This window comes from Actinoalloteichus hymeniacidonis (assembly GCF_014203365.1).
GTDB classification, from domain to species: domain Bacteria; phylum Actinomycetota; class Actinomycetes; order Mycobacteriales; family Pseudonocardiaceae; genus Actinoalloteichus_A; species Actinoalloteichus_A hymeniacidonis.
On the sequence record NZ_JACHIS010000001.1, the window covers coordinates 3,826,231 to 3,839,657 of the forward strand.

Consider the following 13,427-nt stretch of genomic DNA (forward strand, 5'->3'; position numbering starts at 1 on the left):
CCCGTCACCGAGGGGCCCGGCCGGAGTCAGGCCGCCGGTTCGGTGAGCCGCGCGCGCAGCTCGCGAACCGCCGCCCGCAGCGCCTCGGCGTCCGGTCCGTGCCGCAGGACGTCGCGGGAACTGGTCGGCAGGACTCCTTCGAGGTTCGGCCCGAACAGGCGACGCAGATCCGCGACCGTGCCGCCCTGTGCTCCGAAACCCGGAGCGAGGATCGGTCCGTTCAAGCCGCTCAGATCGAGATTCAGCGTCGGCAGGTTCCCGCCGACCACAAGTCCTACCGCGCCCAATCGTGGAGCTCCCACGTTGAGCTGGGCGGCAGCGTCGACCATGCCCTGCGCCACACTGCGCTCGCCGTCCGCCTTCGAGGCGACCGCGTCCTGTACGGATGAGCCCTCCGGGTTGGAGGTGCGCGCGAGCACGAACACCCCGCGCCCCGATGCGCTCGCGGCCTCGAAGGCGGGTGCGAGCGAGTCGAAGCCCAGATACGGGGAGAGGGTGACCGCGTCCCCGGCCAGCGCCGAGCCCTCGGTCAGATAGGCCTTGGCGTAGGCGGTCATCGTGGAACCGATGTCGCCCCGCTTGGCGTCGACGAGAACCAGGGTTCCCCTGGCTCGGGCGTCGGCGATCAACTGCTCCAGCACCGCGATCCCACCGGAACCGTGGGATTCGAAGAAGGCGGACTGCGGCTTGAGCATCGCGACCTCGTCGGCCAGCGCCTCGACGCAGATCTCCGCGAAGCGCCGCAGCCCGGTGAGGTCGTCGGTCAGCCCCCACGCCGTGAGCAGCGCCGGGTGCGGATCGACCCCCACGCACAACGGGCCCCTGGCGTCCATGGCGGCACTCAACCGAGCACCGAAGGTCGTGATCATTCGCGCCCCTTCCGCAAGGCCGCCTGGAGGTCCTGGAGGCTGCGTACGCCGATGTCGTCGCGGATCGACGCCTCGATCCCCTGGACCGCAGCCGCCGCGCCCTGCACGGTCGTCACACAGGGGATGTCCCTGGCCACGGCCGCCGTGCGGATCTCATAACCGTCGACCCGGGGTCCGGGGTTGCCATAGGGGGTGTTGATCACCAGGTTCACGGTGCCCGCCCGGATCTCGTCGACGATCGTTCCCGCTCCCTCGAAGTGCTTGCGCACCACTGTGCAGCGGATCCCGTTCCGCCGCAGCACCTCGGCGGTGCCCGCCGTGGCCAACACCTCGAAACCGAGGTCGGCCAGTCGTTTCACCGGGAACACCATCGAGCGCTTGTCCCGGTTGGCCACCGACACGAACACCCGACCCGAGGTCGGCAGCGAGCCGTAGGACGCGGCCTGCGACTTGGCGAAGGCCGGGCCGAACGCCACGTCGATGCCCATCACCTCACCGGTCGACTTCATCTCCGGGCCCAGCAGCGAGTCGACGCCCTGTCCCTCCGGGGTACGGAACCGGTGGAAGGGCAGCACGGCCTCCTTCACCGCGACCGGTGCATCGGCGGGGAGCTCGCCCCCGTCGCCCTCCCGAGGCAGCATCCCCTCGGCGCGCAGTTGTGCGATGGTGGCGCCGAGCATGATCCTGGCGGCCGCCTTGGCCAGCGGCGCTCCCGTCGCCTTGGACACGAAGGGGACCGTCCGCGACGCCCGCGGGTTGGCCTCCAGCACGTACAGCACGTCGTCCTTGAGCGCGTACTGGACGTTGAGCAGACCCTTCACCCCGATGCCCTTGGCGATGGCCTCGGTGTGGCGGCGGACCTGTTCCAGGTCGGTGCGGCCCAGGGTGATCGGCGGCAGCGTGCAGGAGGAGTCACCGGAGTGGATGCCCGCCTCCTCGATGTGCTCCATCACGCCGCCGAGGAAGACCTCCTCGCCGTCGCACAGCGCGTCGACGTCGATCTCGATGGCGTCGTCCAGGAAACGGTCGACCAGCACCGGGTGCTCGGGCGTGACCTCGGTGGCCCTGGCGATGTAGTCGGCCAGCGTGGTCTCGTCGTAGACGATCTCCATACCCCGTCCGCCCAACACGAAGGACGGCCGGACCAGCACGGGGTAGCCGATCTCGTCGGCGACGCGCCGGGCGCCCTCGAAGGAGGTCGCGGTGCCGTAGCGCGGGGCGGGCAGGTCCGCGGCGTCGAGCAGCTCACCGAAGGCGCCCCGGTCCTCGGCCAGATCGATGGCCTCCGGAGCGGTGCCCACCACGGGGACGCCTGCCTCGGCCAGCCTGCGGGCCAGCCCCAGCGGTGTCTGGCCGCCGAGCTGGACCACGACGCCGACCACGGTGCCCGACGCCTGCTCCGCGTGCACGACCTCGAGCACGTCCTCGAAGGTGAGCGGCTCGAAGTAGAGCCGGTCGGAGGTGTCGTAGTCGGTGGAGACGGTCTCGGGGTTGCAGTTGACCATCACGGTCTCCAGCCCCGCCTCGCGCAGGGCCATCGCCGCGTGCACACACGAGTAGTCGAACTCGATGCCCTGGCCGATCCGGTTCGGCCCGGATCCGAGGATGATGACCTTGGGGCGATCCCGCTGCTCGACGACCTCCGTCTCGGCCGCGGCGTCGACCTCGTAGGCCGAGTAGTGGTACGGCGTGGTCGCGGCGAACTCGGCGGCGCAGGTGTCGACGGTCTTGTAGACCGGGCGGACCCCGAGCCGGTGCCGCAGCACCCGGACGCCGTCCTCCCCGGCCAGCTCGGGGCGCAGGGCCGCGAGCTGGCGGTCGGACAGGCCCGAGCGCTTCGCGGCGCGCAGCAACGACTCGTCCAGCACGGGGGCATCGATGATCTCCCGACGCAGCTCCACCAGCGAGAGGATCTGGTCCAGGAACCACGGGTCGACCTTGGACGCCTCGTGCACCTGCTCGATGGTGCCGCCGAGTCGCAGGGCCCGTTCGATCGTGTACAGCCCGCCGTCGTGCGGGACCCGCAGTCGGGCCAGCGTCGATTCGAGGGTCTCGCCCTCGTCGTCGGGCTTGGTCCAGAAGCTCAGCGCCCGGGTCTCCATGGAGCGCAGCGCCTTGCCGAGGGCCTCGGTGAAGCTGCGGCCCATCGACATGCCCTCGCCGACGCTCTTCATCGTCGTGGTCAGCGTCGGGTCGGCGCCGGGGAACTTCTCGAAGGCGAACCGGGGCACCTTGACGACCACGTAGTCCAGCGTCGGCTCGAAGCTCGCCGGGGTCTCACCGGTGATGTCGTTGCGGATCTCGTCGAGGGTGTAGCCGACCGCGAGCTTCGCGGCGATCTTAGCGATCGGGAAGCCGGTCGCCTTCGAGGCCAGCGCCGAGGAGCGCGACACCCGAGGGTTCATCTCGATGACGACGAGCCTGCCGGTGGTGGGGTTGACCGCGAACTGGATGTTGCAGCCGCCGGTCTCCACCCCGACCGCCCGGAGCACGGCGATTCCGAGATCGCGCAGCTCCTGGTACTCGCGGTCGGTCAGGGTCATGGCGGGCGCGACGGTCACCGAGTCGCCGGTGTGCACGCCCATCGGGTCGATGTTCTCGATCGAGCACACGACTACCACGTTGTCCCGGTGGTCGCGCATCAGCTCGAGCTCGTACTCCTTCCACCCGAGGACGCTCTCCTCGATGAGCACCTCGGTCACCGGGCTCTCCGTGAGACCGGTCGAGCCGAGCCGCTCCAGCTCCTCCTGGGTGTGGGCCATGCCGGAGCCCAGGCCACCCATGGTGAAGCTGGGCCGGATCACCACCGGCAGACCCAGGTCCTCGACGGTCTCGCGGACCTCCTCCATCGAACGGCAGACACGGCTGCGGGGCACCTCGCCGCCGACGGAGCGGACGATGTCCTTGAAGATCTGGCGGTCCTCACCGCGCTGGATCGCGTCGATGTCGGCACCGATCAGTTCGACGCCATAGCGCTCCAGCACGCCGCGTTCGTGCAGCGCGACGGCGGTGTTCAGCGCGGTCTGCCCACCGAGGGTGGCCAGCAGCGCGTCCGGACGCTCCGCGGCGATCACCTTCTCCACGAACTCGGGCGTGATCGGCTCGATGTAGGTGGCGTCGGCGAACTCGGGATCGGTCATGATCGTCGCCGGGTTGGAGTTGACCAGGCTGACGCGCAGCCCCTCTTCTCGCAGTACCCGGCAGGCCTGGGTTCCCGAGTAGTCGAACTCGCAGGCCTGACCGATGACGATCGGCCCGGAGCCAATCACCATCACATGGTTGATGTCGGTCCGTTTCGGCATGGATTCCCTCACTGGAGCAGGCGACGGACTCCGTCGCGAAAGTCTTCGAACGCTTCTTCGGGTGGGCTCGGCGGGCGCGGCTCGCAGGCGCGGGCACCGCTGCCGAGGCGATCGGCGGCGGCCGGAGGCAGCACGGCCGCCGCCCGGGCCGACACGGGCATCTGCCCGGCGGGCACTCGGGCCTCGTCTCGAACCGGCAGGCGGGGTCGGCCCGCCGGGGTGGACTCGCCGAGAGCACGGCCGATCCGGCCGGTGCACCGGGCGATCCCGGCCGCCGCGCCCGTGGCGATCGCACGGCGGCGCGGCAGCCGGGACTCGGCGTCATCGCCGAGATGCCCACCGGGATGTTCCGCAGTCCGCCGTCGTCACGACGCGGATGCGGATCTGGTCGCCATGAGGTCGACGAACTCGTCGAACAGGCCGGCCGCGTCGTGCGGACCCGCCGCCGCCTCCGGGTGGTATTGGACGCTGAAGGCGGGTGCGTCGGTGCACCGCAGCCCCTCCACCGAACCGTCGTTGGGGCAGTGGTGACTCACCTGCGCCGCACCGAAGTCGGTGTCGAACCGGTCGCCCGCCGCGCCCGCCACCGCGAAGCCGTGGTTCTGCGAGGTGATGGCGACCCGGCCGGTGGCCGCGTCGACGACCGGGATGTTGATGCCCCGGTGCCCGTAGGGCAGCTTGTACGTGCCGAGACCCAGCGCCCGACCGAGGATCTGGTTACCGAAGCAGATACCGAACAACGGCAGCTCGCGACTCAACGCCGCCCTGGTCAACGCGACCGGGTGGTCGGCGGTGGCCGGGTCGCCCGGGCCGTTGGAGAGGAACATGCCGTCGGGTTCGACCGCCAGGACGTCCTCGAAGGACGAGGACACCGGCAGCACGTGCACCTCGATCCCCCGCTGCGCCAGCATCCGGGGGGTGTTGGATTTGATGCCCAGATCCAGGGCCGCCACGGTGAACCTGCGTTCCCCGATGGCGGGCACCACGTAGGGCTGCTGCGTGCTGACGTCACCTGCCAGATCGGCCCCCGCCATCGGCGGCGCGGAGCGCACCCTGGACAGCAGCTCCTCGTCATCGGCCAGGGCCGCACCGGAGAACACGCCCGCCCGCATGGCACCGCTCTCGCGGATGTGTCGGGTCAGGGTGCGGGTGTCGACGTCGGCGATGGACACGATGCCCTGCCGGTCCAACTCCTGGGCCAGGGTGCGACGGGACCGCCAGTTCGACGGCGTTCGGCTGGGGTCGCGCAGGACGTAACCCGCGACCCAGATCCGCTTCGACTCGTCGTCCTCGTCGTTCCAGCCGGTGTTGCCGATCTGCGGCGCCGTCTGCACCACGATCTGCCGGTGGTAGGAGGGGTCGGTGAGCGTCTCCTGGTAGCCGGTCATCGCCGTGGAGAAGACCACCTCGCCGAGGCTCTCACCCTCGGCGCCGTATGCCCCGCCGGTGAAGACGCGCCCGTCCTCCAGCACCAGCTTCGCCGGGGACCGTCCGCTCACCTATCCGCCTCCGTCGTCTCCTGGGGCGTACCGCCGAACGGTTCGCCCGCCGCCAGGGCGCGCACGTCGCGCACCCACTGCTCATAGTCGCCTCGCTCGTCGGCACGGAAGGCGGTGTCCAAGTCGAAGTCCCCGTGCTGCCAGGTGATCACCAGCAGACCGCCGCCCGGCACGACCTTGCCCGCCGACTTGCTGTCGATCCGGGCGGTCCGTAAGGCGTGGGCGGGCAGCCACAGGGTGCTCGCGCCGTCGCGCTCGATCAGCGCGCCGTCGGCCACCAGCCGCAGCGAGCCTGCCGAGCGGTGACCGAAGTCGCCCGCCAACACCCTGGCCTGCCAGTTCTCCGCCGAGGTGGTGCCGATGTAGACACCGGTGAGGGCGGGGCGCAGGTCGGTGGCCGCCAGCAGTTCGGCGGTCGCCGAGGGCGGGTCCGGCAGCATCGCGGCCTGGTCGGCGGCCCGTCGGTGCCAACCGCGCCACATTCCGTAGGCGCACAGCACGAAGAACCCCAGTACGGCCAACGTCATCAGCAGTCGGATCACCCGAGCACCTTCCCGTCCTGCGCGGTGAATCGACCGCGCAACATGGTCGCCACCACCCGAGCGGGCAGTCGCATCCCCTCGAAGGGGGTGTTGTCAGCGAGACTCGCCGACTCCGTGCCGCGCACCGTCCAGTGCGCGGTCGGGTCGACGAGGGTCAGCGAGGCCGGTTCGCCGACAGCGATCGGCCTGCCCTGGTCGGTGAGCCCGACCAGTTCCGCAGGACGCTCGCTCATCACCCTGGCGACGCCGCGCCAATCCAGCAGCCCGGTGTTCACCATGGTCTCGACGACGACGGACAACGCCGTCTCCAAGCCCAGCATCCCAGGTCTGGCGGCGGCCCATTCACAGTCCTTGTCCTGCGGGGCGTGCGGGGCGTGATCGGTGGCCACGCAGTCGATGACGCCCTCGGCCAGCGCGGACCGCAGCGCGAGCGTGTCGGACTCGGTACGCAGTGGCGGATTGACCTTGTTCACCGGGTCGTAGGTGCTCAGCCGGTCGTCGGTGAGCAGCAGGTGATGCGGGGTGACCTCGGCGGAGACCCGGCCGCGACGACCGGAGGCCGCCGGGCCGCGCAGGCCGGACAGCGAGGCACGCGCCCAACGCAGCACCTCGACGGTGCCCGCCGTGGAGACATGGCACACATGCAGCCTGCCGCCGGTGTGATGGGCCAGCAGACAGTCGCGGGCCACGATCGACTCCTCCGCCGCGGCGGGCCAGCCGGCCAGGCCCAGCAGAGCGGCGTGCTCGCCCTCGTGAGCCTGGGCGCCGACGGTCAGCCGAGGCTCCTCCGCGTGTTGGGCGATGGTGGCGCCCAGCGTCGAGGAGTACTCCAGGGCCCGGCGCATCAGCAGCGGGTCGGCGACGCACAGCCCGTCGTCGGAGAACATCCGCACGCCTGCCTGCGAGGCGGCCATCCCGCCCAGCTCGGCGAGCCGCTCGCCCGCCAGTCCGACGGTGACCGCCCCCACCGGGTGCACGTCCACCAGCCCGACCTCGCGGCCACGCCGCCAGACGTGCTCGACGAGCACCGCGTTGTCGGCGACCGGATCGGTGTTGGCCATCGCGAAGACCGCCGTGTAACCGCCCAGCGCCGCGGATGCGGAACCAGTGTCGATCGTCTCGGCGTCCTCTCGACCGGGTTCCCGCAGGTGGGTGTGCAGGTCGACGAAGCCGGGCAGCACGATGAGCCCGGCGGCCTCGACGATCTCGGCGCCTGTGGTGTCGAGCGAGTCGACCGGGCCGATGGCGGTGATCCGTCCCTCGTCGACGCGCAGGTCGACCGGTTCGCCCTCGCCATAGGGGCGGGCCCCACGCAATACCACGGGCGTCGAGACAAGATCAGTCGAGCTCATCACTCGGCCTCCTCTCCGGCCAGCAGGTGGTAGAGCACGGCCATTCGCAGGTGAACGCCGTTTCGGACCTGTTCGGTGACCTGTGAACGCTCCGAGTCCGCAGCGGCGGAGCTGATCTCCATACCGCGCAGCATCGGACCGGGGTGCAGGACCGGTGCGTGCTCGGGCAGCAGGTCGAGCCGTCGTTTGTTGAGGCCGTAGTGCACGGCGTACTCGCGAGCCGACGGGAAGAAACCGCCGTGCATCCGCTCGGCCTGCACCCGCAGCATCATCACCGCGTCCACCCCGCCGAGAACCGAGTCCAGATCGTGCCGTACCTCGACGGGCCAGGATCCGACGCCGGTGGGCAGCAGAGTGGGCGGCGCGACCAGCACGACCTCGGCCCCCAGAAGGGTGAGAAGGCGCACATTCGATCGGGCGACGCGGCTGTGCAGGACGTCACCGACGATCGCGACCCGCCTGCCTGCGAGTTCACCCAACCGTTCGCGCAAGGTCTGAGCGTCCAGTAGTGCCTGGGTGGGGTGCTCGTGGGTGCCGTCGCCCGCGTTGACCACGGCGACCCCGGTCTGGTCCAACCAGCTCGCGAGTCGATGCGCCGCCCCGGAGGCGGGGTGCCGGACGATCACGCAGTCCGCGCCTGCGGAGGCCAGGGTGAGCGCGGTGTCGCGCAGCGACTCGCCCTTGCCCACCGAGGAACCGCCGATGGAGACATTGATCACATCGCCGCTCATCCATTTCCCGGCGATCTCGAAGGAGACCCTGGTCCGGGTGGAGTTCTCGTAGAACACGGTGACCACCGTGCGACCGCGCAGGGTGGGCAGCTTGCGCACCTGCCTGCCGAGCAGCGTCTTCTTCAGCTCGTCGGCGGTGTCCAACAGCATGTTCGCGTCGGCGACGTCGAGGTCTGCGATCGAGAGCAGGTGTCTCATCCGGCGTCCTCTGGCGTGTGGTCCTCGGCGGCGACGTCGGACTCCGACCTGCGTAGCAGTACCGCGTCGGCACCGTCGAGCTCCGCCAGCCGCACCAGGACCTCCTCGCGGCGGGCGGTCGGCACGTTCTTGCCGACGTAGTCCGCGCGGATCGGCAGTTCACGGTGGCCTCGGTCGATGAGCACCGCGAGCTGCACGGCCGAAGGACGGCCGTGGTCCCGCAGGGCGTCCAGGGCAGCCCGCACCGTCCGACCGGAGAACAGCACGTCGTCCACCAGAACCACCAGCGCGTCGTCGAGACCACCATCGGGCAGGCTCGTCGGTTCCAACGGCCGGTTGGGACGACGTCGCAGGTCATCGCGGTAGAGAGTCACGTCGACGGTGCCGGTGGGGATCGTCACACCGGTGAACTCGGTGATCTTGGCGGCCAGCCTCCTGGCCAACGGGGCACCTCGGGTCGGGATGCCGAGCAGGACGACTCGTGGGGCATCCGACGCGTCGAGCGCCGTCTTCTCGATGAGCTGATGGGCCATCCGGGCAATCGTGCGTGCGACATCGGCCCCCACGAGCAGTTCGCGCTCCTGGGAACTCGTCGCACCCGCTCGGGCTGAGCGTGGCGCCACGGTGTAGACCTCCTTCCCCGCCTCGCTGGACGGGTCGTTAAAGGACGTCGGGGTCCGAGGGTCTCGGACGGTTCGGACGGTAGCAGTGTGCGATTGTCAATCTTCCGGGTGGTGTCAGAAACTCGCCCGGCTGTAGCAGTCGCACCGGCTTGACCTGGTGACGACGGCAAGCGAACATTACTCTGCGTATTGATCTGGGCCTTCCCGCAGACCTGTCTAGAGGCTGACGGGGCGAACGAAACGGAGAACCGCCACATGGGCGACTACGCCAAGGCGCTGGGCGCCAAGCTCCGCGCGATCCGCCAGCAACAAGGGCTGTCGCTGCATGGGGTCGAGCAGAAGTCAGGCGGCCGGTGGAAGGCCGTCGTCGTCGGTTCCTACGAACGCGGCGACCGGGCGGTCACCGTCCAGAAGCTCGCCGAACTGGCCGACTTCTACGGCGTGCCCGTGGCGGAACTGCTTCCGGAGGGCCGGGTGCCGTCCGGGGCGGAGCCCGCCACGAAGATCGTGATAAATCTGGAACGTCTGCAACAGCTGCCAGCGGAGAAGGTCGGTCCGTTGGCTCGCTACGCGGCCACCATCCAGAGCCAACGGGGCGACTACAACGGCAAGGTCCTCTCCATCAGAACCGAGGACCTGCGGTCGTTGGCGATCATCTATGACATGTCGCCGGGGGAACTGACCGAGCAGCTCATCGACTGGGGGGTCCTTCCTCCCGAGGCGCGACCCGCCAAGGAGGAGTGAGCTGCTCACCAACTGAAACACCCGAGCTCCACCCGCACCACCGTTGAACCGCCGGGGGCGCCGTCATGACACAGGTGACGGCGCCCCCGAGGCGTCAACTCGCCGCGCGCAACCGATCGGCGATCCTGGCCAGCCGGTCGAGAATGCCGTTCACGAACCTCGGGGAGTTGTCGGTCGACAGAGTCTTCGCCAGCTCGACGGCCTCGTCGATGACGACCTTGTCGTCCACCTCCTCCGACCACAGCAGCTCGTAGACGCCCAGTCGCAGCACCGCCCGGTCCACCGCGGGCATCCGCGCCAGGGTCCAGCCCTCGGCGTACTCCGAGAGGAGCTCGTCGATCCGCTGCCGGTGCTCCTTCACGCCCTCCACGAGGGTGATCGTGTAGTCGTTCACCGGGGGCAGCTCGGGCACGCCCACTCGATCGGAGAGCAGCGTGATCGGGTCCACCGAACGGACGTCGGCCTCGTAGAGCAGGTCGACGGCGCGCTTGCGGGCCTTGCTGCGTGAGCCCATTACGAGTTCACGCGGCCCAGGTAGCGGCCGTCGCGGGTGTCGACCTTGACCTTGTCGCCCGTGTTGAGGAACAGGGGAACGCTGATCTCCGCGCCCGTCTCCAGCTCGGCGGGCTTGGTTCCACCGGTGGAGCGGTCGCCCTGCAGGCCGGGGTCGGTGTGCTTGACGATCAGCTCCACCGAGGAGGGCAGCTCGACGTACAGCGCGACGCTCTCGTGCACGGCCACGACCGCCGTCTGGTTCTCCAGCATGTACTTGGCCGCATCGCCGACGGTCTCGGTCGGGATGTGCAGCTGCTCGTAGGTCTCGCCGTCCATGAACACGAAGTCGGTGCCATCACGGTAGAGGTAGGTCATCTCGCGCTTGTCGACGTTGGCCGTCTCGACCTTCACGCCTGCGTTGAAGGTCTTGTCCACGACCTTGCCGGAGAGCACGTTCTTCAGGGTGCTTCGCACGAACGCGCCGCCCTTACCGGGCTTGACGTGCTGGAAGGACACGACGGTCCACAGCTGGCCGTCGAGGTTGAGGACCAGTCCGTTCTTGAGGTCGTTGGTGCTCGCCACGGTGGTGGTATCTCCTGAGTCGAGTGGGCCCGCCGGAAAGACGAGCCGGGGCGGGGACTGGCCGCAGGCTGCACGCCCGCATACCTGCGGCGATGCGACGTGAACTACGTCAGACGACCACGAGTTCTTTCGTGGTCAAGGTGAGGAGTTCCGGCTCGCCGTCTCGAACGACGAGGGTGTCCTCGATGCGGACGCCACCCTGCCCGGACAGGTACACACCGGGCTCCACGGTGACGGCCATACCGGCGATCAGTCTACCGGCACCGGCCTTGGACAGGCTCGGAGCCTCGTGAATCTCCAGGCCGACCCCGTGGCCGAGGCCATGCAGGAAGTGCTCGCCATGACCGGCGGCCTCGATCACCCCTCGCGCCGCCGCATCCACCGCGCGCACCTCGGCGCCGACTGCCACCGCAGCGCGTCCGGCGGCCTGAGAGCTCCTGACCAGCTCGTACAGCTCCTGCTGCCAGTCGGCGGGTGACCCGAGCACCATCGTGCGGGTCATATCCGAGTGGTAGCCGTCGACCAGCGCACCGAAGTCGATCTTGACGAGGTCACCCGCGCGCAACGCCTTCGCGGTCGGCCGGTGGTGCGGCACCGCCGAGTTCGCACCCGAGGCCACGATCGTCTCGAAGGACGGCCCGGAGGCCCCGTTGTCGCGCATCCGGTTCTCCAGATCGCGCGCGACGTCGATCTCGGTCCGGCCTACTCGCAGGCCGTCGTTGGCCAACAGCTCGGCCAGCGCCCGGTCTGCGGCGGCGCACGCCATCCGGAGCGCCTCGACCTCGGAGTCGTCCTTGATCAACCTCAGCTGCTCCACCAGGCCGGGCGCACGCACCAGTTCGACGCCCTCGGCGGCGGAGGTGAGGGAGCCGAGCCCGTCGACGGTCACCGTCTGGCTCTCGAAGCCGGTGCGTCGGTACGCGGCGGCCTCGGCGCCCGCCTTGGCGGCCAGCGCTGCGGCGGAGGCCCGTTCGATCACCCGGTTCAGGTCGGGCACCTGCTCCCCCGCCTGCGTCAGGTAACGCCCGTCGGTGCAGAAGACAGTACGGTCCTCGGCCCCTGCGGAGTCGGAACCGTGCACGAGCAGAGCCGCGTTGGACCCGGTGAAGCCGGTCAGATAGCGGACGTTGAGCAGGTCGGTCACCAACAGGGCGTCCAGGTTCGCGTCGCGCAGCAGTTCACGCAGCGCGACGCGACGCAGGGCATGTGATTCAGGCATGCCAGGCAGCATAGAAGTCCGTTGACGTGCCGACCGCCGCTTTCGCCCGCAGGCCCGGGTCTCGCCGGCGAGCGCGGCCCGGATGCTCGGCCGAATGGCGCAGAGCGGGAGCCTCGATAGGAGGACCCGCGACCCGAGATCAGATCGTAACCTTGTCGTGTCTGGGAGCGCTCACAGCACGGTGTCTTCGTACACCAACGACCAGAGGAGAGAGCATGACCAGCAGAATCGGCGCGGGTATCGCCACGATCGCCGTCCTGGTCGCAGCCATCGGTGGCGCCGTCGTCGCACCAACGGCATCGGCCGACGCCCCGCTCGACGACACGTTCTACGTCAACCCGGAGACCAATGCCGCACGCTGGGTGGCGGCCAATCCGGACGACTCGCGAGCAGCGCTGATCGGCGAGCGCATCGCCACCGTCGCACAGCCGCAGTGGTTCACCCAGCACAACCCGGACGAGGTCGCGGCGCAGGTCGACGCATACGTCGGCGCCGCAGCCGATGCCGCAGGCATCCCGATCATGGTCGTCTACAACATCCCGAACCGGGACTGCAGCAACCACAGCGGCGGCGGGGCACCCGACCACGATTCCTATCGAACCTGGGTCGACCAGGTCGCGGCAGGACTCGCCGATCGACCTGCGACGATCGTGCTCGAACCGGACGTGTTGTCGCTGATGGACTCCTGCATGTCCGAGGCGGAACAAGCCCAGGTGAGCGATTCGATCGCCTACGCAGTCTCCGCCCTCACCGCAGGCTCGGCGCAGGCCGACGTATATCTCGATGCAGGCCACTCCGGCTGGCACCCGCCCCAGGAGACGGCGGCGAGACTGGTTAGAGCAGGCATCGCGGACGGCGCTGCGGGCATCGCCACGAACGTCTCGAACTACCGCTGGACGGACGACGAGACGAACTACGCCAAGGCGGTCCTCGACGCGACCGGCGTGCCGGGACTCGGCGCGGTGATCGATACCAGTCGCAACGGCAACGGACCGGCGGGCGACGAATGGTGCGACCCGGCGGGACGCGCGATCGGAACCCCGAGCACCTCGGCCACCGGGGACGCGGCCATCGACGCCTACCTGTGGATCAAGCTGCCCGGCGAGGCCGACGGCTGCGCGGGAAGCGCGGGCGAGTTCGTTCCGCAACTCGCCTACGACCTGGCGGCCGCGAGCACCCGGTGAACAACGGGGACTGAGCGGCCGACCGCGACCATCGGCGCGGCGGGCGGGCACCGGACAGCCCGCCGCGCTCCCTGGTCCCACCGGGAT

12 protein-coding genes are annotated in these 13,427 nt (G+C 69.7%); 2 read left to right on the forward strand and 10 right to left on the reverse strand.

Going from position 1 to position 13,427, the window contains the following annotated elements; translation table 11 throughout:
* Positions 1–26: 26 nt before the first annotated feature.
* From pyrF to pyrR, 7 genes are all read right to left on the reverse strand, one after another.
* Positions 27–869 (reverse strand): orotidine-5'-phosphate decarboxylase, encoded by an 843-nt coding sequence (pyrF, locus tag BKA25_RS15710; RefSeq protein WP_069848753.1) that lies wholly within the window; start codon positions 867–869, stop codon positions 27–29.
* On the reverse strand, positions 866–4,171 hold the full coding sequence (carB, locus tag BKA25_RS15715; protein ID WP_069853579.1) for a carbamoyl-phosphate synthase large subunit: 3,306 nt from the start codon (positions 4,169–4,171) through the stop codon (positions 866–868). Before carB ends, pyrF begins: the two co-directional genes overlap by 4 nt.
* 365 nt (positions 4,172–4,536) lie before the next feature.
* A complete protein-coding gene (gene carA / locus BKA25_RS15720) occupies positions 4,537–5,670 on the reverse strand; it encodes a glutamine-hydrolyzing carbamoyl-phosphate synthase small subunit (protein ID WP_069848751.1) in 1,134 nt (377 codons plus the stop codon).
* The gene (locus BKA25_RS15725) at positions 5,667–6,212 is read right to left on the reverse strand and encodes a PH-like domain-containing protein (RefSeq protein WP_084642894.1); all 546 of its coding nucleotides are present in this window, start codon (positions 6,210–6,212) and stop codon (positions 5,667–5,669) included. Before BKA25_RS15725 ends, carA begins: the two co-directional genes overlap by 4 nt.
* Positions 6,209–7,564, reverse strand: coding sequence for a dihydroorotase (locus tag BKA25_RS15730; protein WP_069848747.1), 1,356 nt, complete (start codon positions 7,562–7,564; stop codon positions 6,209–6,211). The genes BKA25_RS15725 and BKA25_RS15730 overlap by 4 nt, the downstream gene beginning before the upstream one ends.
* Positions 7,564–8,493, reverse strand: a complete 930-nt coding sequence (locus tag BKA25_RS15735) for an aspartate carbamoyltransferase catalytic subunit (protein WP_069848745.1) — start codon at positions 8,491–8,493, stop codon at positions 7,564–7,566. Before BKA25_RS15735 ends, BKA25_RS15730 begins: the two co-directional genes overlap by 1 nt.
* Positions 8,490–9,116, reverse strand: a complete 627-nt coding sequence (gene pyrR, locus BKA25_RS15740; RefSeq protein ID WP_069848743.1) for a bifunctional pyr operon transcriptional regulator/uracil phosphoribosyltransferase PyrR — start codon at positions 9,114–9,116, stop codon at positions 8,490–8,492. Before pyrR ends, BKA25_RS15735 begins: the two co-directional genes overlap by 4 nt.
* Before the next feature lie 255 nt (positions 9,117–9,371).
* Here pyrR and bldD point away from each other — a divergent pair, with 255 nt between their 5' ends.
* On the forward strand, positions 9,372–9,860 hold the full coding sequence (gene bldD / locus BKA25_RS15745; protein ID WP_069848742.1) for a transcriptional regulator BldD: 489 nt from the start codon (positions 9,372–9,374) through the stop codon (positions 9,858–9,860).
* A 94-nt stretch (positions 9,861–9,954) separates the two neighbouring features.
* Here the strand turns inward: bldD and nusB are convergent, their stop codons facing one another.
* The 3 genes from nusB to BKA25_RS15760 form a co-directional block, all read right to left on the reverse strand.
* Positions 9,955–10,374 carry a transcription antitermination factor NusB gene (nusB, locus tag BKA25_RS15750; RefSeq protein WP_069848740.1) on the reverse strand — a complete coding sequence of 140 codons (420 nt, stop codon included), beginning with the start codon at positions 10,372–10,374 and terminating at the stop codon, positions 9,955–9,957.
* Positions 10,374–10,937: an elongation factor P gene (efp, locus tag BKA25_RS15755; protein WP_069848738.1), complete on the reverse strand. Its 564-nt coding sequence runs from the start codon at positions 10,935–10,937 to the stop codon at positions 10,374–10,376. Before efp ends, nusB begins: the two co-directional genes overlap by 1 nt.
* Positions 10,938–11,046: 109 nt before the next feature.
* The gene (locus BKA25_RS15760) at positions 11,047–12,156 is read right to left on the reverse strand and encodes a M24 family metallopeptidase (protein WP_069848737.1); all 1,110 of its coding nucleotides are present in this window, start codon (positions 12,154–12,156) and stop codon (positions 11,047–11,049) included.
* Positions 12,157–12,371: 215 nt separating this feature from the next.
* Between BKA25_RS15760 and BKA25_RS15765 the strand changes: the two genes are divergently transcribed.
* Positions 12,372–13,340, forward strand: a complete 969-nt coding sequence (locus BKA25_RS15765) for a glycoside hydrolase family 6 protein (RefSeq protein ID WP_069848735.1) — start codon at positions 12,372–12,374, stop codon at positions 13,338–13,340.
* Positions 13,341–13,427: the final 87 nt, after the last annotated feature.